Here is a 26,252-nt window from a genome sequence, read left to right on the forward strand (position 1 = left end):
ATATATATCAGCACAGTCATGCTTGCAAGACGATGATCTGCTGCCTCAACCCCGATTGCTCTCATCCCCTCAATCCTGATGGGAAACTTTATTGCCAGAAGTGTGGTAATCAACTAACCCCACTTTTACGAGGTCGCTATCATGTTACTAAGGTACTTTCAAATGAGGGTGGATTTAGCAGAACTTACCTAGCTCTAGACGTAGATAAGTTGAATGAACGTTGTGTTGTCAAGCAATTGGCACCAAAAGTTCAGGGAACATATGCTCTCAATAAAGCAATTGAGTCGTTCAAACGAGAGGCTGAGCGACTACAGGAGTTGGGCAAACACCCCCAAATTCCTACCTTATTGGCTTACTTTGAGCAAGATAACTATTTGTATCTAGTGCAAGAATTTATCGATGGGCAAAATTTGCGCAAGGAGTTGCAACAGCGTTTAAAGTATAGCGAAACAGAAATTCGGGAAGTTTTGCTCAAATTGCTATCTGTTCTGAAGTTTATCCATGATCGCGGGGTAATTCATCGGGACATCAAGCCACAAAATATCATGCGTAGAGCTCCACAACGAGGCGTAAAAAGAGCAACTGAAGGAGATCTAGTACTGATAGATTTTGGCGCATCGAAGCAATTAACTGCAACAGTAAGGGCGAAACCAGGAACAACAATTGGCACTCATGGATATAGCCCTCTAGAACAAATGCAAAATGGTGTAGCCTATGCAGCAAGTGATTTGTATGGTTTAGGTGCTACGTGTTTTCATTTATTAACAAATGTATCACCTAGTACATTATGGTCAGAAAATGGCTATAGCTGGGTTACTTATTGGCGGCAATATTTAAAAACTCCGATTAGTGATGAATTGGCTTCTGTAATTGATAAGTTACTTAGTAAACAGATTAAAGAACGTTATCAGTCAGCAGATGAAGTCATTAAAGATTTGACATATCTGCCACCGATTATACTTTCCCCAACGCCATCTATTCTCAGAAAAAGAATTTTGATGGGTGCTGCCATAATTTTAATCGGATTTGGGGGAGTCATTTACGTGAATCATCCTCAGCCCTTATACCCTTTACAAGAAAAAAATTCTTTCTTAGTTAAAACTCTGACTGGGCATTCTAACCTAGTAACATCCATTGCTATCAGTTCTAATGCCAATAGTATTACCTTAATTAGCGGCAGTTTTGACACAACCCTCAAACTGTGGAATTTGTCAACTGGAAAAGAAATTATCACATTAGAGGGGAATGCAGGTTCAATCCATTCGGTTGCCACTAGTACGGATGGTTTTACTCTAGCTAGTGGTAATGGTGACAACACAATCAAACTGTGGAATGTATTAACTAGAAATGTTATTCGTACCTTAACGGGGCATACCAGTTCAGTAGAATCCGTTGCCATCAGTCCTGATGGTAAAATGCTTGCCAGTGGTAGTTTTAACGGCATAATTAAATTGTGGGAATTACCATCTGGTAAAGAAATTGCTACCATAACCGGACATTCCGATGCAGTTAAATCTGTCGCTTTTAGTCCCGATGGACAAACTCTTGCTAGTGGTGGAGAAGACAACACAATTAAACTGTGGGATTTAAACTCCAAGCAAGTGAGTAGAATTTTCTTGGGACATTCTAAGCCAATTCGTTCTCTTGCTTTTAACCCAAATACTCAGCCCGAAGGCGGGATTCTTGTTAGTAGCAGTGCTGATGACACAATTAAATTGTGGAATGTGACAACTGGACAAGAAATTTACACATTTACAGGGCATTCTTATTCGGTTAATTCTGTAGCGATCGCCTCTGACGGTAAAACTCTTGCTAGTGGCAGTAGCGATCATACCATTAAACTGTGGGATTTAGAAAATAGACGCGAAATTCGCACCTTTAAGGGACATTCTCAAGAAGTCACATCCGTCGTCTTTAGCCCCAATGGCAAGACTTTAGCGAGTGGTAGTACTGACGGTAAGATTAAAATTTGGCGAGTATCCCTTTAATTAATTCAGTGTCACCCCCTTATTTTTCAGAGTTTCTGCTAACTCTGGCTGTAGACGAATCGCTATTTTAAAATCCTCCATTGCCCCTTTGTCATCTTTTTGTTGTAACCGCGTCCAACCACGGTTAAGGTAAAGTAAGGCATTGTTGGGATTCAAGCGAATTGCTTCATTATAATCAGCGATCGCACCTTGATGATCATTGCGGGCAGAACGTGCAAAACCCCGATTATTGTAAGCTAGAGTAAAATCTGGTTTGAGACGAATAGCTTCTGTAAAATCACTAATTGCCCCTCTGTAATCTTTTTGAGAGTCCTGTGTGTCTGGTTTAACATACAAAACTGTTATACTGTTATAGTTAAGGCGAATAGAGTGATCTTTTGGCGCAATTTCTCCTTTAAAACCTTCTTGAGCAATTCGTGCCAAACCACGATTGTTGTAAGCTATGTAAAAGTCTGGTTTAAGACGAATCGCTTCGTTGTAATCGGCGATTGCTCCTGCGTAGTCTTTCTGTTCAGCACGAGTATTACCTCGGAGAGTGTAGTATAAATATGCTAATTTAGGAAATAGACTAATAGCTTTGTTGTAATCTTGAATTCCTAATTGATGATCCTTCAGAATAAACTGACCATTACCTCGACTAGTATAAAACCAAGGATTATCGGGTTGGAGGCGCAAAGCAGTCTGAAAATCTTCAGTAAACCCTTGCTTATTATTGACAATCGCATGAACCATTCCTCTACCAACATAAGCAGGGGCATAATTTGGCTCTTTACTGATAGCAGCAGTATAATTTTCAATTGCGCCCTTGTAGTCTTTTTGGGCAGTGCGCACATCGCCAAGTTTTTTATAATAAAGATATGCTGATTCAGGAGTAAAGCGGATAGCAGCATTATAATCTTCAGCAGCGCCATTGTAATCTTGTCGATAATAACGAGCAAAACCGCGTTTATCGTAAATAGAGGCAGAGTCAGGCTCCAGAGTTAGTGCTTTGTCAAAATCTTGCATAAACGCTTGTTGTCCCATCTTAGCGCGGATAATTCCTCGGTCAACATAGGCATAAGCGTTGTCAGGTTGAAGACTAATAGCTTTGTTTAAATCTGCCAGTGCCAAGAGGTAATTTTCTTCATAAGCTCTTGCCAAACCCCGTTGCCGATAAGCAAAAGGATTATCAGGTTGGAGACGCAAAGCTGTGTTAAAATCTTGTATAGCTTCAGTGGTATCACCCATATTCATCAGCATCTCCCCTCTGAACATGTATTGTAAAGGTTGGGGATTAAGCTTAATTGCTTGATCGCAAGCTTTAATTGCTTTTGTGTAGTTACCTAATTCGCCTAATACATTACATAAACCTCGATAAGCAATAAACTCATCTGGCTTGAGTTCGATGACTTTTTCCAAAACCTGACGCGCTTCATCATATCGATTCAAAGCGAACAGTGTATCTCCTAACTCTCGCCAAGCAGGATCGTAGTTTGGATTATGTACCGTGGCTTTTTGAAACGAGACAAAAGCATCCTGATATTTTTGCTGTAGACGCTGTGCGCGTCCCTTTGCATACCAAGCTTGATACAAGTCTGACTTAATTGCAATTGCTCGCTCAAAGGCTTCTACAGCTTTTTCATACTTTTGCGATCGCAATAGTTTATTACCATAATTCAACCATTCAAATTCATCAGCATTAGGTTCTGGTGGTTCTGGTTTAAGTGCCGATGTAATAATTTGATCTTGCTGTGGCTCACTCAGCTTTGGTGGTATGGTAGTATGTTTTTTCAAATTGAGTGGAGTTTTTTCCTGCTCTACTAAAGCCAGAAAAGTACGAATTGGCACACCCAAACTGTAACCGAGTTGGATTTCTTTTGCCTCGCCAATCTTCTGCTTAATTAAAGTTGGTTCTCCTTCCGCCGCTGTGTGAATCCCAATTACTCTACCTAAGCTATCCAACACTGGACTACCACTCATGCCTTTGTCTGTAAAATTGGTATAAACCAATTCATAACCAAAAGAAAAAGAACGCGCATCCTTAGCACGATCAATTCCTCCTGCGTAAAGTAATCCAGCACTAAACAGACGATGAGATGGTAAATTGGCTTCTTTTGATGCGGGTGTTCCAGAAACAAAAACTACTCTATCTTCATTGCCCAAGTTATAATCTGCTAGGGTAGCTACTTGATAATTTTGACTGCTAGTAAACTGTAGCAGAGCTAAATCTGTACCTTCCCAGGTCTTAATCGTACTAATGTTTATTGAATACTGCTGATTATCTGGCGTGACGACATTCAGTTCCTTTTTCCCTCGCACCACATGACCAGCCGTGAGAACATAGTATTTATTACCTTCTTTAGCTACCAATACCCCCGTGCCATGACGGTTTTGCCAAGTAATTAAAACTGTAATTTGTTTAGCAATATTGTCTATTAACGATACCACAGGTGTGGAATTATTAGATCTTTTGAAATCTATATTCCTTGGTTGGGGATTCTCTGGGGGGAAAATTGGAGGATCTAAATACGCTAATGTTTCAATCGGAACTCCCCAAGAAGAACGTCGCATCCGTTCTCGTAAAGCATCATTAGGCTGAGAACCATCTTCATATACATAAGGATCGCCCCATAAAGGTTGAGCGTGGATTCCATTTATACCAATGACCTTACCTTCACGATTCAGTACAGGTCCACCACTCATGCCTTTTTCAACTTCAATAGTGTAGCCGATTTTGTAGCCACCCTTTAAAGAACGTTCTAATAATAGAGAAATGCGTCCAGCTTTGGTAACAAATTCTCTTGACACAGAAGAATTATCCTCAAACGGAAACCCAGAAGCAAATACTTCATCACCTTCTTTTAAAGTTGATGAATTGCCTAATGAAGCCACAGCATAGTTGGTGGTAGCACGAAACTGTAATAGCACTACATCTTTGTTGTCATATTTGACTTCCTTCACCAATTCTGCTGGATAATTTTTCCCGTCCGGTGTCTCAATTACGTTGGGTTTTCCAGATTCTATAACATGATGACTAGTTAAAACTGTATATATTTGACCTTCTTTTTGAATTAATATTCCCGAACCGCCCTTGTTGCCAGAAATAATTTTGACTGTGATCGACTGAGCTAGTTTTTGTAAACGTTGAGACAATACAGATACTTGCTGCCGTGCAAAAATGGGAGCAGAAATACTGAGATTAAGACCTTGTATTGGCAGCATTAACACTGTGCCTATACTAGCGATTAATGCCAGCGATTGAGAATTTATTCGCCCTCCCATGTTGCCCCCCAATAATTACGTCTCGCTTTGTATCAAAAAATCTTATTGGGAATTATGCAAATTTAAATTTACCAGAATATTTACTCAGATTCAACGGGTTTTTCTCGTAGTAACTGATTGATATCAACGTAAACTAAAGAAGCCCCATCTTCTGATTGAATGATTGGACCACTTGCGGTGTAACCCATTTGTCGGAGATTTTCAATAACCTGGCTGGCATTGTCTTCTGGTCGAAGTGTAAGTAGTAGATGGCTACAAGTATCACCATATCGACTAGCTGCACACAAAACCTTTTGACCATTCATAATTCCAGTCGTAAGGTAGTTTAGCACACGGTCAACAGAGGCAGTTTGAAATCTTGATGAAACTGCTTCACAACGAACTCTCGGAGAATATTTACTGCTCCAATTTCTTTCCCAGCTAATTACTGGTATTCTTTTTCCATTTGCAGTTCTAGCATAAGTGGTTGGTACGCCGTCTTTGTTTAAACCACAGAAGTACGTGGTTGTTTGTGCATAGCTAGAATGACTGATAAAAGCGATGCTAGTTAAGGCGATCGCTCCCGCTGCTAATACACTGGTAAATAATTTTGCTTTCATTTTGATGCTACCCTTCCTGATATTTAAGAAGTGATATTATATACATCATTTGAATTATAAATTCCGAAAGTTTAACAGAGGTCAAAAAATATTGCTAGTTCTTATTAATTATTACATTTTTATTTTATTTTTATGCAGACTGAGCATTTTGTTATGAGTAGCGATAAATCATAAATATAACTTTAAGAAGATATAGCTTTATAGCTTCAGATTGAGTTGTTTCGTATTAAAACTTTATAATCTGTAACTATTACTGACAGCAATGAACTGAGGATTTGAACGTGAAAAGCTCCAAAATAACTAAAATTTTCAGTGCTGGTGCTTTAGCCTTAAGCTTGGCTTCTTTACCTGCTATTATGCCTGCCTCTGCGCAAACTAACGCTCCTGTTGATGGTTACGCAGTAGATAGTACAGCAAATAACCCGGCGACTGATGGAAATTATTTAGATAGCGATTGGGGTTTGTTAGGCTTGCTCGGTTTGTTTGGTTTACTTGGACGTAAAAATCGCAAAACCAACGAATATGTTGCGGAACGTCGTGATGTGGTTACCACGTCTAATCGTTCTAACCCATAATTGTAGAGACGTTCCGCCGGAACTTCTCTACGCGGGAACGTCTGTATCGGTTCAATTGGTGATCGCACCCCGGACTAAAATTACTGTACTTTCTACACCAGAGGCGATCGCTTCAGGTATATTTCCTTGAATTGCTTGTTGCAGCATTCCTTCACGGGAAGCGCCTAAAATTACGACATCATAATGTTCCGTTTTTACTAATTTAATCACACCATCAGAAACCGAATCGGCTTTAAGTGGGGTAGCAATAACAGTACTAGACAACTGACGATGACGGATAAGGAGTTTGGTAGCTTGTTCTAAAACTGTCAAATCTGGTTCAGATTCTGATGGTTTAAAAATTCGAGTGATGCGAATTTGTGGATTACTTCCTAAAGTCACCAAAGCAGGGAGTAATTTAATTGCCAGCCATGCATTAGGTCCCCCAGCCATCGGAACTAGCCAACGGTTGAATTGGGGATTCGGGGAGAGGGGAGATGAGGGATTTGCAAACAAAGGTTTGATGTGGAGGTGGTTTGTACCAGGAAAACGTAAGTGTGTAGGGTGGATACGTGGAGAATGTATGGGTGATTGAGACTTGCCTAATTTAACCAGTACAACTTCGCAGGTAGCTTGGCGAATTATCGTATCCACAACATCACCAAAAATACGACCTGGGGTAGATGTGCTACCCTTCCAACCCATCACCATGATGTCTATATGTCGTTCCTTAATTGTTTCTAGTATTGCTTGTGCTACATCATGAGCAACTCTAATTTGGGTGTGTACAGGAATTTTCCACTTTTTTCCTAAAACTTCTGCTTGTCGTAGTAAGCGACGACTTTTTGTTGTGCGTACTGGTGTTTCTGCAGGAGAATTGTTGTGAGAGACAGACATGATTTGTACACACTCAATTTCATAGTGGCGATCGCGAGCAATAGCAGCTGCCATATCTAATAATGTTGCGGCTGTTTCTGGATTTGCCACTGGTACTAACAATCTGCCTCTACCAGTACTAGGGGCTTGTGTTTGATATACTACATAAGATGGTGCTGGTAGCGGTCCTGTTTGTCGATCTTGACAATTGAGGTGGTTTGCTTCTGCTCTAATAATGTCAGCACGGGTAATGATGCCAATTAATCTTCGTCCCTCAACCACTGGCAAGCGACTGATTTGATAGCGATCTAGTAAATAAAGTACATTACTGAGGGAATGGATCGGTGTTACGGTCAGGGGACTATGAGTCATAATCTCCCTTAAAGGAGCATATGACGGTAAATCGCGCTCTTGTATTTTCCGCAAATCGCTTTGAGTAACAATGCCTACCAACTTGTTATCTTCTACTACGGGAAATCCCCGATGATGAGAACGAGAGAACGCTTGCATTGCTTCATCCAAACTCATTTCCACTTCTAGAGTTTCCACTCGGCGTTGCATTACTTCTTTTGCCGTTAACTTCGTTAATATTCCTTCAACCGGAACTGGTTGTTTAATGTTAATGCCATTTAATTGTAAAAGCCTGTCATACAGCGATCCCGGCATGATCTTGTCAGCAATGAGATATGATGTCACAGAGCCAATCATTAAAGGTAGTACCAAATTGAAATCTGTAGTCATCTCAAACACAATCACAATTGCCGTAATTGGCACTTTAGAAACAGCGCTAAAAAATGCTCCCATTCCCGCTAAAGCATAAGTAGTGGGGAAACTTACACCTAAAATGTGATATTGGCAAACACCGATGAGATAGCCCAAGGTAGAACCTAAGATCAAACTGGGAGCAAACAACCCCCCAGGTGCGCCTGAACCAAAAGCAATCAAAGTAAGAATAAACTGAGCGACAAAGGCGATCGCTGCCAAGGAAGCATTAGCCTCACCTGTAATCACAAACTCTCGCAAACCAGTGTTATTATGGAAGGACACAGGTAGAATAGCAACTATAATGCCTGATACAAGCCCAGCTAACGCCACACGCCACTTATAGCTAATATGAAACTTTTTGTAAACTTCTATACTGGCAAGCAGACCACGATGAAACAATGCCGCTAGTAAACCTGCGAGAATACCCAAAAGTAGGTAGAAGGGGATTTCGTGAATGGAAAAACTGCTAGAAGACTCTACTAGTTCCAAGTTAAGCAGCAAACTGCGCCCACCTAACAACCGAGAGACGACTCCCCCAATGAAGGAGGCAATAATGGCAGTACCAAGAGTTAATCCTGATAAATCATGAAGTAACTCCTCTACCACAAATAATACACCGGCAATTGGGGCATTGAAAGCGGCTGCTAACCCAGCACCAGCACCAGCAGCAATCATTTGTCGCCGATGATCTGGGGAAGTTGGCACCAAACGACTCATGCCGCCTGCTAAAGCAGCTCCGATATGAACTGTGGGACCTTGCCTTCCTAAAGTTATACCTGAGCCTAAGGCAAGCATAGCACTAAGTAACTTAACGAGCGCCACCCGCCAAGATAATCCAATTGGCACATTGGCAAGAGAGGCTTTTACTTGGGGAATACCACCACCTGATGCTTCCGGAGCAAACTTTTCCACAAGAAAGCCAGCTAGAAACCCAAAGCAAAGCCCAACTGCAGGTAAGACAAACCATACCGGTAAAAGGAGGGAGGTATGAACTCGCCATGTTCCTAACCATCCCGTTCCAATTTTGAGAAACACAGCTGATAAAGCAGCGACTACCCCGATGACAGAAGCTTCTGCGATCGCTAAACCTCTTCTCGGTTGCCAAAATGCACGAATACCCTGAGACAGAAAAGGAGGCGACATAGGAAGTTAAAAGTTAAAAGTTAAGGGTTAAAAGAATGAATGATCATCATTCTTTTTTTTAATGGTTTCTGCCGGTGATAGATAATCCATCTACAATTAGAGATGGAGTGTAGCAAGAACCATTCCAATCAGCATCGCCACCCAGTTTAACTAATTGTTTTAAAGCTGTGTAGACATTTCCGGCAACCATCGTATCTTTAACGCGCCCAATCACCTCACCATTTTGGACGTGGTAGCCCAAATCAATATTGATGGAAAAGTCGCCAGAAATACCATCGCCACCACCGAGCATTTGATCGACAACCAAGCCATGATCTATTTGTTGAATCAAGTCTAATAAAGATTCAGAACCAGGCTCGATGAGGAAATTAAATAAACCAGGGGTAGGATAACTACTTAACCCAGGACGAAAACCATTACCAGTAGATTTCATACCTAACTGGCGTCCCGTGGTGCGATCGCAATAAAAATTTTGTAAAATGCCATTTTGGATGAAGACAATATGCTGAGTTGGAGTACCTTCATCATCAAAGGGACAACTAAAAGGTCCCGCAAGTGGATCTTGGTAGAGAGTAAGAGTGGGAGCAATTACTGGGTGATTGAGGCGTTCTGCCCAGGGAGAAGCTCCTTCCTGAATACGCTTACCGTTTAAAGCAGCGTGAACAGTTCCCCAAAGCATATCAGCAGCTTTGGAAGTAAAGAGAACGGGAATGCGTCCGTTGGGAGAGGGAACGTTTTCTTTTGCCCAAGTTAAGCGCTGTAAGATTTGTTGAGTAACTTTTTCTGGCTGAAGGTTTCCCCGTTCAGTTTGACCATCGGAGACACTTAAAAAATCCTCTCCTCGTACCCATTCGGCGGAAATGTAGCAGCTGAGGGTAGTATCGGTGTAATGGCAATCTAACCCAAGGGTGTTGACAAGTCTAGTAGTTTCTGCATCACATTCCCAGTCGGCTGTGATCACAACATCCGGGTAAACGTCGCGGATCAGTGCGATCGCTTCTTTGCCCCAGTCTACTAACTTGGATAATGGAACATCTTGTCCCAAATCTGGGTAGTTAGGCTCAGAGTTACTGTTGAGTTCAATTGTTTCGGGTTGATTGAGTTGACTCAGAGCTAGCGCACGTTCCACCATTGCTTGCGGTTCAAAAGCACCATGAGCAACCATTAGTCCAGGACGCCCAGATTGCCATAAACGCAGTACTGTGGCTTCAGATTGACTAGTTTCGATTTGTTTGAGTCGGTTGGCTTCAAAAAACACAGGTTGAGACAGCGATCGCGACTGATACACTTCTGCTGCTTCTGCCCCGGATTTCATAGCTAGTTCTAGCAGTTGCTCTGCCAGTGTGTCTTGTGGTAAACTTGCAAACACCATGATTTTTTACTAGCTCTGGAATGGAAAATTGTGACACTGCTAATAGTTAATTGCTAACTGTTGATTGCCATTAGCAATTAACTACTAACAATTAACTACCCCCAAATAAATTTACGCCCTAATTGATCTCTTGCAACAGCCAAAAACCAGCAAAAGATTCTGCTTGCGGATCGGACTGTATTCCGATAAAATGCACTCCATTGGCTTTTTGCTTTGCCTCTTCAAAGCTATTTGCTTCCGCAACTTGGGATTTGCGGATATTTGCTAAAATCCAACTTTCAATCGCACCAGTTTCTAAAACTAATTTTGCCTCTTTTTGGTCAAACTTTACCCAAGCCAATTCTAAACCAGATATCCAACCAGCCAAGGGCAAGGCTCTGGGTGAGAAAATTAAAATACCAGGAATACTGGTTTGGGGTGAAACTTGAGCGATTTCTAAAGGAAAAGCTTCACCAAAGCCAATTTCCCATTCGGGCATAGAAGCAAATTCTGCTGCTGGCAAGGTGACAAATCCCCACTGTTGTCCTTCCAATGCATCTGGTAAACGTTGCGGTAAAGGGTTTTCCAAACGTACATTTGGGTTGCTTCCCGGTTGATACCCTGGTTGTTGCGGGTAAACCGACTCCATCCGTTGTTGTATCCATTGATGAAGTACCAAAGTGCGGCGGCTCGGTAGAGCGGGAATACCCACATCAAGACAAGCTTTAGTAATCATGTTGTTCATTTGACGGCGAAAAAAGCGGATTCTTTTCGGTGCTACTCCCGCTTTGTTGATTGCTTCTGCCAACGCCTTGCGCAACCACACCGAATTTACCTCGGTACTTGGGCAATATTGAGCGTAACGAAACAAAGAATCAATGTTGGTGCGCGTATCTAACGGAGTCTCGCACACCAAGAGTTCCCACACTTTTTTTTGATTTTCGTCCAAGATTGGACGCGAGTAAAAATCTAGTTCCCAAATACTGCCCATGTCTTGCCGTTATAATTTGGCGACTTCATTGTTATATTTCCATGATACGAGGCTATGGGCTGATGAGAAATAGGGAATTTTGTAGAGACGTTCCGCCGGAACGTCTCTACACAATCCTGATTTTCGCGTATTCAGATCTTAATTCAGCAACGCCGGGAATTTATCAGGCGATCGCCAGAATGGAAATTCTGTGTTTCCATTCTATAAGCAGATATTATGAAATGTTCGAGATAAACTTAGATTTAGGAAACAGCCTAAACAATTGTGGAGGTTTTATGTCCTTGACGATTCAAGACTTGGAAAAAATGCAGATGCAGTTTCCTGACTACCGCATGGAACTGGTTAAGGGAGATGTCATTGTTATGAGTCCATCAGGATACGAGTCAGATGAGGTTGCAGCAGCAATGATCTACCAATTATATAACTGGGTTCGACCTCGCAAACTAGGACGAGTGGGAGCTTCTAGTGCTGGATTTAGGTTGCCAAATTCCGATTTACGTGCACCTGATGCGTCATTTGTCTTAGCTGAACGTTTGCGTCGTAGTCCAAAGTCGTTTGCTCAGTTAGCTCCTGATTTGACGGTTGAGGTGAAATCACCGAGTGATGATTTGGCACAACTAAGGGCAAAAATTCAGGAATTTCTGGCTGTGGGAACTAGAGTAGGAATTTTAATTAACCCAGATAATAGGAGCGTTGAAGTTTACTACCCTGGAAAAGAAGCGCTGATTCTTCGGGATGGAGATGTTATGACAGTTCCCGATTTGCTTCCTGGATGGGAGGTGCAAATTTCCGATTTGTGGTCCCCTGAGTTTGAATAAATTTAATATTTTTTTTTTAAAATAAGTAGCAAGGCACAAATAAACCCAACTGTGTAAATAAAAGTAAAGTTTGTAAATTAGCTCGTAGTAAGCGCTAAGCGCGAAGACAGCGCTTACTACAAACTTAACAAATTGACATCGGAAATTAGAAGGGATTGACAAGTGTCATATATTATAGATGACAACGGCACAAGAGATGCCTAATTATGATCTACTGCCTCAATCCTAGTTGCGAAAAACCCCTCAATAGTGATGGGGGCAATTTCTGTCAAAGTTGCGGAATACAACTGATCCCGTTGCTCCGCAACCGCTATCGCATTACTAAACCATTAGGAAGCGGGGGATTTGGCAGAACTTTTTTGGCAGAGGATGAAGATAAGCTCAAAGAAGATTGTGTCGTCAAACAGCTAGCACCGCAAGTCCAAGGAACTAGCGCCCTGCAAAAAGCTACCCAACTCTTTCAAGAAGAAGCGCGGCGTCTGCAACAGTTGGGAGAACATCCGCAGATTCCACATTTGTATGCTTACTTCAGCCACGATAACTATCTTTATCTCGTACAGCAGTTTATCCAAGGGCAAACTTTACGACAAGAGTTGAAACAGCAGGGAAATTTCAGCGAAGAAAAGATTTGGGAATTGTTAAATCAATTGTTACCCGTTCTCAAATTTATCCACTCACATCAGGTAATTCACCGCGACATTAAGCCAGAAAACATTATCCGTCGCTCTCCTCAATCCTCAACTCAGGGTACTGGAACTAATTTAGTACTGATTGATTTTGGCGTTGCTAAGCATCTCACAGTTACTTCTGCTGAGCATACAGGTACAGTTATTGGTTCCTACGGCTATGCACCAGTAGAACAAATGAAATCTGGTTGTGCATATCCAGCTAGCGATTTATTTAGTTTAGGTGTGACTTGCTTTTATCTGTTGACGGGAATCAACCCCTTTCATTTGTATGTAGATCAAGGTTATAACTGGGTAACGCATTGGCGACAATACGTGAATTCAATCTCTGCACAGTTAGAGCAGGTGCTAGACAAGTTGTTGCAAAAAGATATTGAGCATCGCTACCAGTCAGCGGATGAAGTATTGCGCGACTTGCATGAACTGCCACAACTAGTGCAGAATTTACAAGATACTCCTATAATACAGTCACCACCAGCACAAAATCTACAAGATACTCACGTAATCAAGCCGCCACCAGCACAAAATCTACAAGATACTTCCATAACTCAGCCACCGTTGTCAAGGATTAACCTTCAATCATCAGTAGTTTCCCCTAGTACTTTTCTGCAACAAACAATTCGGTGGAAAAAGCAACTGCTAGTAGGGAGCGTTATCCTGCTGGTGGGGTTGAGCGGATATATTTATTGGCGCATGGGGCGTAATACCTTAATAGGCCATGGTGGCGAAGTTAATTCCCTTGCTTTCCACTCCCCTTTGCCCCCCGATCCTCGGGGGGTTGGGGGGTTCCGATATTCTGAAGGCAAAGAGCAGTTCTTAGCCAGTGGTAGTGATGACAAGACTGTGAAAATTTGGAATCTGAATCATAGACAAGAAATTCGCACCCTCAAGGGGCATTTAGATAAGGTTTATACTGTTGCTATTGGCCAAGATGGTCAAACTCTTGTTAGTGGTAGCTCGGATCACACAATTAAAGTTTGGAATTTGAACACTGGCAAGGAAATTTTGACTTTAAAAGGTCATAATGGCTTGGTGAATTCTGTTGCTATTAGTCCGGATGGTAACACTCTTGTTAGTGGTAGTTATGACAAAACTGTGAGGGTGTGGAATCTGAAGACTGGAGAGGAACTACGCATCCTGCATGGGCATCAAGGAGCAGTTTTGTCTGTAGCTATTAGTCCAGATGGCGAAAAAATTGTCAGTGCAAGTACTGATAGAACTATCAAAGTGTGGAATTTGAAGACAGGTAAGGAAATACGTACACAACCAGGGCATTTAGGAGATGTCAATGCGATCGCCATCAGTCCGAATGGGCAGTTTCTAGCTAGTGCTAGCGATGACAAACACCTGAAAGTATGGAATTTGAACACGGGAAAGGAAATACGCACGCTGTCAGGGCATTTAGCGGATGTGAATGCGATCGCATGGAGTCCCGATGGTGAAAAGATTGCTACTGGCAGTGATGATAAAACTGTGAGAATTTGGAATTTGGCTACTGGAGAAGAATTATACAACTTCAAAGAGCATTTGGGCAAAGTTTTTGCCGTAACTTTCAGTCCCGATGGTAAAACACTCCTGAGTGCCAGTGAGGATAAAACTATCAAGATTTGGCAACTGCAGTAACGATGACTGGGTATCGTCAACCAAGAAACCCGGTTTCTTGAAGAAACCGGGTTTCTCCTTGCTTAAAAAGTGCATAAGTTGATTTCAATTACATCTATTAAGAATGTAGAAGGAGGGCATTAAACTTTCTTCTACCAGTTATTTTTTGGATGCTAATCGCACTCTTACAAAGCACCATTATCGGTGCAATCTAAGTCTACAAATCTATCAATTCACAAGGAGAAAAAAGTCATGAATTCTGAAACAATCCAGCAGTTACAAGACGAGATTTACCAGGAAATGAGTGAGAGATTGAAGAACGCTAACTTCGACAAAGTGCTTGAAAAATACGGAATATCAGGAGATAATATCCTTAAATTTCAGGCTACGCTTGACCTAACTAAAATTCAATTTAGTGATGCTGTTGGGAACCAGCAAGTTAAGGATTTGACACGAGCAATTCCAGGTCAGAAGCTTGTGATAAAGAATTGTGATTGGTGTGCTTGCTGGGGTTGTTGTAGTTGATAATTCATAACGCTATTGTCAACTTAATGGCGATTATCTCGACTGATTGATACCATTTACCTAAATTTTGCACTTTATGATTCCCCCACCTCTGATTAAGGAAGATTTGGGGGAATTTGATTTGTGGCAGCAATACAGAGAATTGGGCTACTTCTAATCAAGCTTTGGTAAAGAACGAAACGCAAATTAACGACATCAATGTAATCTACTTAATGTAGGCGCAGTGTTACTGTTGTTAGCAACTGCTACTTCTTGGGAGAGGTATCCAGTATGAGTACTTTTTGGGGCAACGATCAAGGGCTAGGACTTGCAATAGGAGGTGTAATAGCTTTGTGGGCAAACTGTGCTATTGCCCAAATCACCCCAGATGCTACTCTACCTAATAATTCTCGCGTTACAACACAGGACAACATCAAAATTATTGAAGGTGGAACCCGAGCAGGAAGCAATTTGTTCCACAGTTTTGAGCAGTTTTCCTTACCTACTGGGAGTACGGCTTACTTTCAAAATGCTGCGGATGTTCATAACATTATTAGTCGCGTAACGGGTTCGTCTATCTCTAATATTGATGGCATCATTCAAGCTAACTCCACAGCTAACCTGTTTCTAATTAATCCCAACGGGATTATTTTTGGTCCCAATGCTTCTTTAAACATCGGCGGTTCATTTATAGCAAGTACGGCAAGTAGTCTTAACTTTGCAGATGATATCAAGTTTAGTGCCATAAATCCCCAAACTACACCCATACTCACAGTAAATGTTCCCATTGGCTTACAATTCGGGGCAACTGCTGCACCCATCCACAATCAATCCCAAGCAAGTCCAGATGGCGCAATTAATATCTTCGAGCGCCCCGTTGGTTTACAAGTACAACCAGGCAAAACCTTGGCACTTGTAGGCGGTGATGTGACGCTCGAAGGTGGAAATTTAACAGCAGCGTCGGGACGAATTGAGCTAGGAAGTGTCGCTGGCAATAGTCTGGTAAGTTTAAACCCAACGAACAAAGGATGGATGTTGGGGTATGAAGGTGTCCAGAATTTCCAGAACATTCAACTAATCCAGCGAACTATTAACGGTTCTAAGATTTCATCTATTGTTGATGGTAGTGGCAAAGATGGCGGCAGCAATATCCAGGTGCAGGGCAGAACCGTAGAACTAATAGGTAATCTTGTGCGCTTGATATCTCAGACTACCGATGTCGGAAATGGCGGAGACTTAACAATTACCACTAGGAAATTAATTGTTCGGGATGGCGCACAAGCGATCACTTCTACTATAGGCGAGGGTGCGGGGGGAAATTTGACTGTGAATGCAGAGGAATCGGTGGACTTGATTGGTGGCTTTCCGGTGCCAAATACTAATCGTTTTATCTCTAGCGCATTGGCTAGTACAACTTTTGCTGCTGGAAAGGCAGGTGACATGACAATCAACACTGTTGAGTTGCGCATCCAAGATGGGGCATTAATATCAGTAGAGTCTAGTGGAGTGCGTCCGCCATCATTAATTTCTCAGCAATTTATACCAGCTACAGGACAAGGAGGGAATTTGACTGTGAACGCACAGCAGTCCATAGAACTAATTGGAACTTCAGCAAATGGTTCTCCCAGTGGGTTGTTTGCTTCAACTGCTGGTTCGGGATCGGCTGGAAATTTAAATCTGATCACAGGGCAATTGATTATTCATAACAAGGCGGCAGTAACTGTAAGCAGTCAAGCGCGAAAGGATGTAACATACCTAACAGATGCAGGCAATTTAGGAAAAGCTGGCGAACTTAATGTAACGGCTCGCTCAATTCAACTGGACAATCAAGGAAAACTCACAGCAGAAACTGACTTAGGGCAGGGCGGGAATATTACGCTACAGGTACAGGACTTATTACTGATGCGCCGCAACAGTCAAATATCTACCAATGCAGGCAAGGCACTTGCAGGTGGTGATGGCGGTAATATTACCATCAATGCTCGGTCGGGGTTCATCGTCGCCGTGCCTGGGGAAAACAATGATATCACTGCCAATGCATTTAAAGGTTCTGGTGGCAGAGTCCAAATCAACGCTAATGGTGTTTTTGGCATAGTGCCACGTAGTCGAGAAGACTTGGCAAGACTATTGAGAATTGACGACTCAACCACACTAGATCCTCAACGTTTATCAACTAGCGATATCACTGCAATTTCCCAGACAAATCCTACTTTAAACGGTGTGGTAAATATCAATACACCTGATGTTGATCCCAGTCAAGGATTAATCAACTTGCCTGTGGAACCAAGTGAACCAAAATTAGCTTCTGGCTGTAAAGCAGGTGTAGCTCAAAATCAAAACTCCTTCATTATCACCGGACGTGGCGGCTTGCCACCTAATCCCAGGGAAGCACTCAGGAGTAACTCTGTGCAGGTAGATTGGGTAACACTTCCTGAGGATATGGGAGTAGGGGAGCCTGTGAGTAGGGGAGCAGGGGAGCCTGTGAGAAAAGTACATCGTTCTTCTCAGATTCCTAAGTCTGCTTCTCCAGCAATTGTGGAAGCTCAGGGATGGATTGTGGATGCGAATAACGATATTATCTTGGTTGCTAATGTACCCAATGCAACACCCGATAGTCCTTTGTTTAACTCTGAGAGATTGCCTTGTGTGCCAGAAAATTAGTATCGCCACATGTTTTTCCCAGCCTTTCACCTCTGCTCACTGGGAAAGGGTAAAATATTTGTATTTTGAAAGCTTCAATCATCAGAAACTATGACGATGCATCTTTCCCTCCAACGTGCATTTACTAACCGCTCTGTCCTCAAAGTGATCAGCGGTTTGAATAACTTTGATCGCGACAAGGTAGCCGCTACCGTCAAAGCTGCTGCCATCGGTGGTGCAACATTAGTTGATATCGCTGCCGATCCTGCTTTAATTCTCTTAGCAAAGCGCTTGACAAATTTGCCAATTTGTGGATCAGCAGTAGAACCAGAAAAATTTCTCCAAGCTGTGGCAGCAGGGGCAGATTTAATTGAAATCGGTAATTTCGATTCTTTCTACGCGCAAGGACGTAGATTTGAAGCAGAGGAAGTTTTAGCGCTCACTCATCAAACCCGCGCTCTTCTTCCCAACATCACACTTTCTGTCACTGTTCCCCATATTCTCCAACTTGACAAACAAGTACAACTGGCAGAGGAACTAGTCAAAGCTGGCGCGGATATTATCCAAACAGAAGGCGGTACTAGCAGCAACCCAACTCACCCTGGAACCTTGGGATTAATTGAAAAAGCTGCTCCTACCCTAGCAGCAGCTTACGAAATTTCCCGTGCAGTTTCCGTACCAGTGCTGTGTGCTTCCGGTATTTCCAATGTTACAGCACCTCTGGCGATCGCCGCTGGCGCTGCTGGTGTTGGTGTCGGCTCTGCCATCAACCAACTCAATAGCGAAGTAGCGATGATTGCTGCTGTACGTGGTTTGGTGGAAGCGTTAGAAACGGCTCAAGCCAAACAATCCTTCAAACTATAAATCACTTGCGCTTGCTGTTCTTCTGACAATTCTGGGTACATAGGCAAAGATAAAACCTGGCGAGAGACTTGCTCTGCAACAGGCAACTGCCCTACTTTGTACCCCAGGTTTTGATAAACTGGCTGTAAATGTAAAGGGTGGGGATAGTAAATCATTGTATTTACACCCCGCGCTTGCAATTGAGCGCGAACCCAGTCTCTTTTTTCATCTAACACGCGAATAGTGTATTGATTCCATACCCCCATGCCAGATGCCAATTCTTGGGGTACAACGATACCGGGAACTTGACTAAGAGATTGGTGGTAACGAGCAGCAACTTCTCGTCGTGCGTTATTCCAAATATCCAAATAACGCAATTTAATTTGGAGGATAGCAGCTTGAATTGCATCTAAACGGCTGTTGACACCGATTTCTTCGTAGATGTAGCGAGTTTTTTGACCATGATCCCGTAGCATTCTTAGTGAAGATGCGATCGCTGCATCACTAGTTGTAATCGCTCCACCATCACCACAGCCACCAAGATTTTTAGTTGGGTAAAAGCTAAAGCAACCGATATGCCCAATGCTTCCTACCTTTTGCCCAAACGAACTTGCCCCTGTAGACTGGGCGCAATCTTCAATAACTACTAAGTTGTGTTTTTGGGCTATTTTCATCACTGCGGTCATATCCACAGGTTGCCCAAACAAGTGAACTGGTATAATTGCCTTTGTTCTGGGTGTAATTGCTGCTGCTACTTGCTCTACATCTAAATTAAATGTGGTAGCATCAATATCAACAAACACTGGTTGAGCATTTATAGTACTGATCACCTCAGCAGTGGCGATAAAAGTGAAGGGAGTAGTAATTACTTCATCACCTGCACCGATTCCACAAGCTCTCAATGCTAAGTAGAGTGCATCAGTACCTGAATTACAGCTGATACATTCTGTTACACCAGTATAAGCTGCTAGCTGTTGCTCAAAACCTTCAACTACAGGACCACCAATATAACGACCAGAACCGAGAACCTCTAAGACTGCTGAACATACTTCTGCTTCAATTGTAGTATATTGTTGCTTGATATCAAAAGCAGGGATAGAACTTAGACTTTGAACCATGAGTTTTTATTTTACTTAGAAATAAATGGTGACAAAGAATTTGAGTTGATGTTTGGTAGGAGCTACTGAAAGACTGTCACTTTATCAACATGGCAAGAGATTTTACTTATGCTCTTTATCAAAAAAGCTACCATGTTTTTCACGAAGAAGTGATGTATAACAACCAAGAACCATTACCTATAATGAAAGTTCCCTTCGGTGTTGGGCACTCTTGCAATGGAAAATAGGGAATTCCATACTTCTGTAAGTTATAACCTGTTAGCTGTAAACGTTGGAGGTAGATAACTGGTGGAGGATATCATTAAACTAGATTTTATTGATTTGGCTAGTGCAGTGGGATTGATGGGCATAGCGATCGGTTTATCAGCTTGGGAAAAAATAGGAATAGAGCTAAAATTAGCATTAGCTACCTTGAGAACTATCCTACAATTAGGAGTATTAGGATACGTTTTAGATTTCATCTTTGCTGTTAACAATCCTTGGGCAGTTTTGGCGATTTTGGCAGTAGTTTTGACAATTTCCGCAATTGTCGCACGAAATCGTATCACTCAAAAAATACCCCAAATGTTGCCTCTAGTGTGGGGGTCGATTTTTATTAGCACACTTTTAGTAGTTTTTTATACTAGTAACTTGCTCATTCAACCGAATAAGTGGTATGAACCACGATACGTAATTCCCCTAGTAGGGATAGTATTAGGTAACGCTATGAATGCAGCGGCGATCGCCGGAGAACGTCTTGTCAGCTCCATTAACAACAGTCAATGGGAAATAGAAACCCACTTAAGCTTAGGCGCAACGCCAAAACAAGCAGTTTCTCAATACCGTAAAGAGGCAATTCGCGCTGGATTAATGCCCACAATTAATCAAATGATGCTGATCGGTATGGTAGCACTACCAGGAATTATCGCCGGACAGCTACTAGGTGGTGTTACTGCACTTGAAGCAGCATCTTACCAAATTGTAATTATGTTTATGATCATGAGTGCCAATTTGCTCACAACAGTTTTACTGACAACAGGAGTATGTCGTCTATTTTTTAACTCTGCCGCCCAATTAATCAAAATGTAGAGACTTTCCACCGGAACGTCTCTACAATATTCATCCTCTAGGTAGATGAACATAAACCTGCTGTCCTTGACTATTAAAAACCATCACTGCTAAGTTAGCGTTTTCACTAATAGCTTCAAGAGCTTGTCGTAAAGTTTGCAAGTGATTTTGAACACTGGCTAAAGTATTAAAGTCGCTCTCTACAACAGTATTTTCATAAGCAGGAGTAATCACAACAGTAATTACTTGGTTATCCATAGTAAAATTACATACTCGAATTTCACCAGAACAAGTTTTTTCTAAGTCGGTGCGAGTTTGCTGAGCAATTTTGGCGAATTGTAGTTTCGCTTCTGCTTGTTTAAGGGCAGAGGAGTAAGGTTCAACTAAGGGTTGAGCCATACTATAGTAAAAACTGTCTTGGGGAATTTGCTTGACATTGTTCAAAGCCTGATGCCAATGTCCTACAGTAGCCTCCCATTGGTTTTGATGCTCATAATTTTTGGCAACATTGGCTGCATTAATGGCTTGATCGTAGGTTTTAGCTGCTAATAGTTCTTTAGTGGCGCGATCGCGTGCTATAGAAAGCGATAATTTATACTCTAATAACAAAGTTTGTGCCTCTGAATATCCTGGGCTAGTCTGAGGAATTACAGTTAGGGCATTAACTACTACCTGCCAAGTGAACTGAACTTTTTGCCAGTCTGGCAAAGATTTTGCACTTGCTTGACGCTTTGCCGCCACTTTTGCCACAGCTTTTGCGGCTTCTAGTTTTTTTAGCCATTTCTGTTCTTTGCGTAACTGAGTGAGGGAAAGTTGCAATTTTACACGATAAAGTGATAACTTTGGCTGCACCAATTTATAAAGTGGACTATTGGATCTGATAACTTCTAAATATGTAATTGCTCTTCTCCATTTTTGTTGCTTCTGTTGTAATTCTTCTAAACTATTTACACCATTTTTATTCTTTTGCTGTGCTAAAGATTCTAGCTCAAAAGCCTTGAGTACATGCTTAATTGTTTCTGAATCACTCTTTAAACTAGTTGATAATTGCTGAGCTTTTTGATAACTATTAGACCAAGACGGTATTGTGTTTAAAGATGTGCTTGTAGTTTCAAATTGCTGTTGCACTTTTACCAGTTCAGATTTAGACGAGTCAGCTTGGATCATTTGTCTCAATGATCTTTGTAGCTGCGTAGCCATTTGTAATTCTCTACACTCAAATATTACACAAGGGCGAGTGAGAAAATACCCTCCGCCACTCAACAACGTAATTATCACTAAAGCTGCTCTCAGTAATGAGGCAGAGGGAGCAGGGGGAGCAGGGGCGGCAGGGGAAGCAGGGGAAGCAGGGGAAGCAGGAGAGGTAGAAGAGGAATTTACAACTATGTAGTCTCGTTCAACTACTTTTTCTCCCCCCATTCCCTTTCTCCCCCACTCACAAACTCCCCCACTCACAAACTCCTCCACTCCCCTCTTACTCAAAGTTAGGGAACGATGTGCATAGGGATACTTCACTCCAATGACTCTCAGAAACATTTTCACTTTTTGTTCTGGGTGCTCTGTCATGGATTGAAGTGTTTCTGCAAGTACCGCAAAAGTTGTTTCCGGATCATGACAGATATTTTCTGGGTGTTGAGTTAAGATCATCAATTGGTCATTTTGGATAGCACACTTAATTTGAAAAAATTGACCTGATGGAATTTCGGCACGTAAGTTTTCTAACAAAATTTGTGCTAAAAACTGTAAATCTTCTTGTTGGACTACTATTTGTCTATAGTAATCGCTATATTCTTGATTATTTTGATGATCTGGTTGTTTGTCAATCGAGCGAGTTTGATGAACAGAATGTAAATACACAATTTACCGAGCCACAATCTTAACATTTTATCGATAAACTTTTTAACATAGCTTAAGAGTTTTCACCACTAGTGAAAATACTATAAAATTACTATTTGATCTTTGAAATATACGTATGGTGGGTATTGCTCATCAACGCCCAGAGATGGTGGGCAGTACTCACCTAGCTCGATCTACTAGTTACATGGCGTCAGACCTCCCTTTGTTCGTTTAGTAAAATATCCAAAGTATTTTGGTCTTTTACGTTACTAAAATTATTAGTAACAGTAGTAGACATGGCAAAATAATCTTTTCATTTCTGTAGAGTATTTTTTTTGCGGCTACTGATTATATGTATATTTATGAAATAAAAGCGAAGCGCGATACTTGCAACTCTATGCTTACATAACTATATCTACTGATGTGTAATTGTTTGGGGACAACTATACTGGGTAGGTAAAAAGCTAATAAAATTACTGAGGAGATTAGTTAAGGCTTGTTAAGATGGCTAAATTGCGTTAGTTTAGGGGTAATTTACCGACTTTACTTAATTAGATAAAATCACATAAAAATCAATTTTTAGGCAAAACTTAGTTTGATTCTGCAACCAGGGTGCAGCGTTTATGTTTTAGACAGCACTGCAGCAACCCTATAGATGTGGCAAAAAGGTGTGTGTCAATGGATTTGTTTGAATACCAAGTGAAAGAATGGTTTGGGAAGATCGGTATTCCTGTACTGCCATCTCAGATCATAGACCATCCCACAGAGCTAAAACGATTAAAAATCAGCTACCCGATTGTACTGAAATCACAAGTGCATAGTGAAGGAAGAGCAAGAGCAGGTGGTGTAAGGTTTGTAGAAACGACTATTGATGCGATCGCTGCTGCGCAAAATATCTTTAATTTGCCGATTCAGGGCGAATTACCAGAGGTGTTACTAGCGGAAGCGAAATATGAAGCTGAGCAGGAATTTTATCTAGCGGTAGTTTTAGATACCGCTGTTTGTCGCCCAGTGCTTTTGGGTTGCCAGGAAGCAGATATTGACTGGGAATCAGCAGGAGAAAAAATGCAACACGTGGTTGTTGAACAAGAGTTTTCCCCATATTACGCACGAAGATTGGCATTGAAGATGGGTTTGCAGGGTGCTTTGATGCAATCGCTCAGCTCTGTTGTGGAAAAAATGTATGAGTTATTCGTGGAAAAAGACCTAGACTTAGTAGAAATTAATCCCCTAGCTGTCAGTGCTTCTGGTCAAGTTATGGCACTTAATGGTAACGTCAGTGTGAACGAACGGGCGATCGGACGTCACCCTGATGTTACGCAAATGGCACAAAAAATTGTCAACCGTCATCTCTACAGTGAAACAAGCGGAATTTTAGGTGACTGGGATGGAATAGAGTTACAAGGTAGAATTGGAATTCTCGGTAATGGTGCTGGATCGGTAATGGCAACTTTAGATTTGGTAGCTAATGCTGGTGGTAAGCCTGGTGTTTGTTTGAATCTCCGTCATGCTTCTCCCATTGATGTCTCACCAACTACCTTAGGAGTTCGCTTAGAAAAAGCTTTGAACAATCTCTCTACTGATAAAAGTATTCCAGTCATACTGATTAACTTTTTAGGTAGTATTCCTCAAAGTGAGGAAGTAGTGGAAGTTATTAAAAATTTTGTCCAAACTCACAACAACGAAAATAAACAACAGTCTTTACGCTCTAATGGCAATAAACGTCGAGATGGTAATTTCCCTCGCTTAGTTGTTCGTCTTGCTGGTTCTGAGTTTGATCCACTTAGAGCAGATTTAGCAATGCTGAAAACTCAAAATGACACATCCATAATAGTAATGGAAAATTTAGATGAAGCAGTAGCAGAAGCAGTTCGTCTCGCTAAGTTATCTACTCATAAAAGGTTGTAACGGCTGGAGAAATTTCATTATAAGTCTCGCGGAAAGTTCCCTGATTAGTTAAAAACGTACCTTTTTGATTCCATCGGTATTTAAAGTGTCAGGAAATGTCCTAAATATAGTATAAATTGGATCAATCGACACCGTGCCGCAGTGTCTTTCTTTCCCAATGGTTTTTTACTGCTGGGTTCCTAAATTACGGTGCTTCATATGAACTTAATGCCAGACAGCAAAGTAATTATCCAAGGCTTCTGTGAGTTTATAACAGCAACTCATGTTGCGCAAATGAAAGAATATGGTACAAATTTAGTTGCAGGAGTTGATCCTGGTTGGGGAGGACAAGAATTACATGATATCCCTGTATTTGACTTGGTAGAGGAAGTTGTCGGGAAATTTGGCGCAATTGATACCACAATTATTAACGTACATCCATATCATGTGTTAGACGCAGCACTGGAGGCGATCGCTTGTGGTATCCGCCAAATTATGATTATCTCTCCTGGTGTACCACCGTTAGATATGGTGCAGTTACTACGTAAAGCTGAGATGACAGAAACTTTGGTCGTGGGACCAAATAGTCCTGGGATCATCGTACCCGGAAGAATTCTCTTAGGTACTCAACCTAGTGAGTTTTATACTCCTGGTTCAGTAGGAATTCTGAGTCGTAGTACTACTCTCACCTACGAAATTGCCCGAGAACTAACCAAAGATGGTTTAGGGCAATCAATTAGTGTTAGTATCGGTAGCGATGCGGTAGTTGGTTCATCTTTTATACAATGGCTGCAAATTCTTGATGAAGATGAAAACACACAGGTAATTGTTTTAGTTGGTCAACCAGGTGGTGGGCGTGAAGAAGCAGCGGCGCGTTATATTGCTGAAGCCATTGACAAGCCAGTAGTTGCTTATATTGCAGGTACACAAGCACCTCCAGTTAAACATTGGCGTCAAACTGGAACCTTAGCTGCAGTTGTAGGACGCGATGCCGATTTTGGGACGGCAAAAAGTAAACTTACAGCTTTGTATGAAGCAAGAGTTCCAGTCGCTGAACGTCCTTCGCAAATTCCTGAATTGGTGAGAAAAGCACTAAGGTAGGAATTTTGGATTGGAATTACGCCTTGACTTATGTAAGGGCTAATAGCTTAAGTCAGAAGACAGCTGACTGGAAAAGTTACTGAGTCAGCTAATTGCATATAGTAGCTAATATCAATTCCAAAAATGTTTGCGACAGATACCCCACCCGCGCTACCGCGCACCCTCCCCTTAACAAGGGGAGGGTTAGGGAGGGGTTTTTTCCATATGACGCATTCTTTTTGGCAATTAGTATAAAAACTAACTTCTCACAATTATAGGGAAATCGACTATTTCCACAGTTTGCAAATCAAGTTTTTTTGAGGCAAAGTCAATATCTATAGTGATGACATGGCCATCAGTATCAAAGTCTACTAGTACATCATTAGCAATTTCCTCTGTGTTAACGCTAAAACCATCTTTTAATCTAATAGAGCAGGTCCAAGGTCTAAGGCAAGAGCATTTATTCCTAGTCGCGTAATTTCATCCTGAGTCAGCTTAGTCACGTCTATCATTTGTCACCTCTGTTAGCCATTGCAGTGGGTTTTCTACTTTCACTTGTAGCAAGTCGTCGAAAGGGCGATTTAGGCAGCCCTTTCAATGCGAACAAATGAACTATTCATTTAATGTCTGAAAGCCGCTTCTAGTATAGGTTATTAGCAATGA

The 26,252-nt window shown here is 41.7% G+C and carries 18 protein-coding genes; 10 read left to right on the forward strand and 8 right to left on the reverse strand.

Annotated elements, in window-relative coordinates; translation table 11 throughout:
- Positions 1-32 precede the first annotated feature (32 nt).
- Positions 33-1,988, forward strand: coding sequence for a serine/threonine-protein kinase (locus ICL16_RS00075; protein ID WP_190824863.1), 1,956 nt, complete (start codon positions 33-35; stop codon positions 1,986-1,988).
- On the opposite strand, the gene ICL16_RS00080 is transcribed toward ICL16_RS00075, so the two are convergent.
- Both ICL16_RS00080 and ICL16_RS00085 read right to left on the reverse strand, forming a co-directional pair.
- Positions 1,989-5,249 carry a serine protease gene (locus ICL16_RS00080; RefSeq protein ID WP_190824864.1) on the reverse strand — a complete coding sequence of 1,087 codons (3,261 nt, stop codon included), beginning with the start codon at positions 5,247-5,249 and terminating at the stop codon, positions 1,989-1,991.
- 80 nt (positions 5,250-5,329) lie between these two features.
- Positions 5,330-5,848: a COP23 domain-containing protein gene (locus tag ICL16_RS00085; RefSeq protein ID WP_190824865.1), complete on the reverse strand. Its 519-nt coding sequence runs from the start codon at positions 5,846-5,848 to the stop codon at positions 5,330-5,332.
- A 281-nt stretch (positions 5,849-6,129) separates the two neighbouring features.
- On the opposite strand from ICL16_RS00085, the gene ICL16_RS00090 reads away from it, so the two are divergent.
- Positions 6,130-6,423 (forward strand): WGxxGxxG family protein, encoded by a 294-nt coding sequence (locus ICL16_RS00090; RefSeq protein ID WP_190824866.1) that lies wholly within the window; start codon positions 6,130-6,132, stop codon positions 6,421-6,423.
- Between the two features lie 51 nt (positions 6,424-6,474).
- Here the strand turns inward: ICL16_RS00090 and ICL16_RS00095 are convergent, their stop codons facing one another.
- The 3 genes from ICL16_RS00095 to ICL16_RS00105 form a co-directional block, all read right to left on the reverse strand.
- A complete protein-coding gene (locus ICL16_RS00095; protein WP_190824867.1) occupies positions 6,475-9,186 on the reverse strand; it encodes a chloride channel protein in 2,712 nt (903 codons plus the stop codon).
- A 58-nt stretch (positions 9,187-9,244) separates the two neighbouring features.
- Positions 9,245-10,558: a TldD/PmbA family protein gene (locus ICL16_RS00100; protein ID WP_190824868.1), complete on the reverse strand. Its 1,314-nt coding sequence runs from the start codon at positions 10,556-10,558 to the stop codon at positions 9,245-9,247.
- Between the two features lie 118 nt (positions 10,559-10,676).
- The gene (locus ICL16_RS00105) at positions 10,677-11,528 is read right to left on the reverse strand and encodes a Tab2/Atab2 family RNA-binding protein (RefSeq protein WP_190824869.1); all 852 of its coding nucleotides are present in this window, start codon (positions 11,526-11,528) and stop codon (positions 10,677-10,679) included.
- 275 nt (positions 11,529-11,803) lie between these two features.
- On the opposite strand from ICL16_RS00105, the gene ICL16_RS00110 reads away from it, so the two are divergent.
- The 5 genes from ICL16_RS00110 to ICL16_RS00130 all read left to right on the forward strand — a co-directional run bounded on the left by ICL16_RS00110 (position 11,804) and on the right by ICL16_RS00130 (position 18,642).
- The gene (locus ICL16_RS00110) at positions 11,804-12,346 is read left to right on the forward strand and encodes a Uma2 family endonuclease (RefSeq protein ID WP_190824870.1); all 543 of its coding nucleotides are present in this window, start codon (positions 11,804-11,806) and stop codon (positions 12,344-12,346) included.
- Positions 12,347-12,552: 206 nt separating this feature from the next.
- A complete protein-coding gene (locus ICL16_RS00115) occupies positions 12,553-14,655 on the forward strand; it encodes a serine/threonine-protein kinase (protein ID WP_190824871.1) in 2,103 nt (700 codons plus the stop codon).
- 231 nt (positions 14,656-14,886) lie between these two features.
- Entirely contained in the window at positions 14,887-15,159 is a 273-nt protein-coding gene (locus tag ICL16_RS00120; RefSeq protein WP_190824872.1) for a hypothetical protein, read from the forward strand.
- Between the two features lie 270 nt (positions 15,160-15,429).
- Positions 15,430-17,799 (forward strand): two-partner secretion domain-containing protein, encoded by a 2,370-nt coding sequence (locus tag ICL16_RS00125; RefSeq protein WP_190824873.1) that lies wholly within the window; start codon positions 15,430-15,432, stop codon positions 17,797-17,799.
- A gap of 90 nt (positions 17,800-17,889) precedes the next feature.
- Entirely contained in the window at positions 17,890-18,642 is a 753-nt protein-coding gene (locus tag ICL16_RS00130; protein WP_190824874.1) for a DUF561 domain-containing protein, read from the forward strand.
- Here ICL16_RS00130 and ICL16_RS00135 read toward each other — a convergent pair.
- A complete protein-coding gene (locus tag ICL16_RS00135; protein ID WP_190824875.1) occupies positions 18,615-19,739 on the reverse strand; it encodes a DegT/DnrJ/EryC1/StrS family aminotransferase in 1,125 nt (374 codons plus the stop codon). The genes ICL16_RS00130 and ICL16_RS00135 overlap by 28 nt on opposite strands.
- 288 nt (positions 19,740-20,027) lie before the next feature.
- Here ICL16_RS00135 and ICL16_RS00140 point away from each other — a divergent pair, with 288 nt between their 5' ends.
- The gene (locus tag ICL16_RS00140) at positions 20,028-20,807 is read left to right on the forward strand and encodes an ABC transporter permease (RefSeq protein WP_190824876.1); all 780 of its coding nucleotides are present in this window, start codon (positions 20,028-20,030) and stop codon (positions 20,805-20,807) included.
- 30 nt (positions 20,808-20,837) lie between these two features.
- Here the strand turns inward: ICL16_RS00140 and ICL16_RS00145 are convergent, their stop codons facing one another.
- Complete coding sequence (locus ICL16_RS00145; protein ID WP_337906871.1) at positions 20,838-22,643, reverse strand: hypothetical protein; 1,806 nt, start codon at positions 22,641-22,643, stop codon at positions 20,838-20,840.
- A gap of 657 nt (positions 22,644-23,300) precedes the next feature.
- Here ICL16_RS00145 and ICL16_RS00150 point away from each other — a divergent pair.
- Positions 23,301-24,530, forward strand: coding sequence for a succinate--CoA ligase subunit beta (locus ICL16_RS00150; RefSeq protein WP_190824877.1), 1,230 nt, complete (start codon positions 23,301-23,303; stop codon positions 24,528-24,530).
- 198 nt (positions 24,531-24,728) lie between these two features.
- On the forward strand, positions 24,729-25,610 hold the full coding sequence (locus ICL16_RS00155; protein ID WP_190824878.1) for a succinate--CoA ligase subunit alpha: 882 nt from the start codon (positions 24,729-24,731) through the stop codon (positions 25,608-25,610).
- A 237-nt stretch (positions 25,611-25,847) separates the two neighbouring features.
- Here the strand turns inward: ICL16_RS00155 and ICL16_RS47575 are convergent, their stop codons facing one another.
- Complete coding sequence (locus tag ICL16_RS47575) at positions 25,848-26,018, reverse strand: DUF2283 domain-containing protein (RefSeq protein WP_190824881.1); 171 nt, start codon at positions 26,016-26,018, stop codon at positions 25,848-25,850.
- Positions 26,019-26,252: the final 234 nt, after the last annotated feature.

The organism is Iningainema tapete BLCC-T55, from assembly GCF_014698965.1.
Taxonomy (GTDB): domain Bacteria; phylum Cyanobacteriota; class Cyanobacteriia; order Cyanobacteriales; family Nostocaceae; genus Iningainema; species Iningainema tapete.

Excerpts from the sequence above, each read along its gene's own strand:
- ICL16_RS00075 (WP_190824863.1), top strand. The coding sequence starts at position 33 with ATGATCTGCTGCCTCAACCCCGATTGCTCTCATCCCCTCAATCCTGAT.
- ICL16_RS00080 (WP_190824864.1), bottom strand. The coding sequence starts at position 5,249 with ATGGGAGGGCGAATAAATTCTCAATCGCTGGCATTAATCGCTAGTATA.
- ICL16_RS00085 (WP_190824865.1), bottom strand. The coding sequence starts at position 5,848 with ATGAAAGCAAAATTATTTACCAGTGTATTAGCAGCGGGAGCGATCGCC.
- ICL16_RS00095 (WP_190824867.1), bottom strand. The coding sequence starts at position 9,186 with ATGTCGCCTCCTTTTCTGTCTCAGGGTATTCGTGCATTTTGGCAACCG.
- ICL16_RS00100 (WP_190824868.1), bottom strand. The coding sequence starts at position 10,558 with ATGGTGTTTGCAAGTTTACCACAAGACACACTGGCAGAGCAACTGCTA.
- ICL16_RS00105 (WP_190824869.1), bottom strand. The coding sequence starts at position 11,528 with ATGGGCAGTATTTGGGAACTAGATTTTTACTCGCGTCCAATCTTGGAC.
- ICL16_RS00110 (WP_190824870.1), top strand. The coding sequence starts at position 11,804 with ATGTCCTTGACGATTCAAGACTTGGAAAAAATGCAGATGCAGTTTCCT.
- ICL16_RS00115 (WP_190824871.1), top strand. The coding sequence starts at position 12,553 with ATGATCTACTGCCTCAATCCTAGTTGCGAAAAACCCCTCAATAGTGAT.
- ICL16_RS00120 (WP_190824872.1), top strand. The coding sequence starts at position 14,887 with ATGAATTCTGAAACAATCCAGCAGTTACAAGACGAGATTTACCAGGAA.
- ICL16_RS00125 (WP_190824873.1), top strand. The coding sequence starts at position 15,430 with ATGAGTACTTTTTGGGGCAACGATCAAGGGCTAGGACTTGCAATAGGA.
- ICL16_RS00130 (WP_190824874.1), top strand. The coding sequence starts at position 17,890 with ATGACGATGCATCTTTCCCTCCAACGTGCATTTACTAACCGCTCTGTC.
- ICL16_RS00135 (WP_190824875.1), bottom strand. The coding sequence starts at position 19,739 with ATGGTTCAAAGTCTAAGTTCTATCCCTGCTTTTGATATCAAGCAACAA.
- ICL16_RS00150 (WP_190824877.1), top strand. The coding sequence starts at position 23,301 with ATGGATTTGTTTGAATACCAAGTGAAAGAATGGTTTGGGAAGATCGGT.
- ICL16_RS00155 (WP_190824878.1), top strand. The coding sequence starts at position 24,729 with ATGAACTTAATGCCAGACAGCAAAGTAATTATCCAAGGCTTCTGTGAG.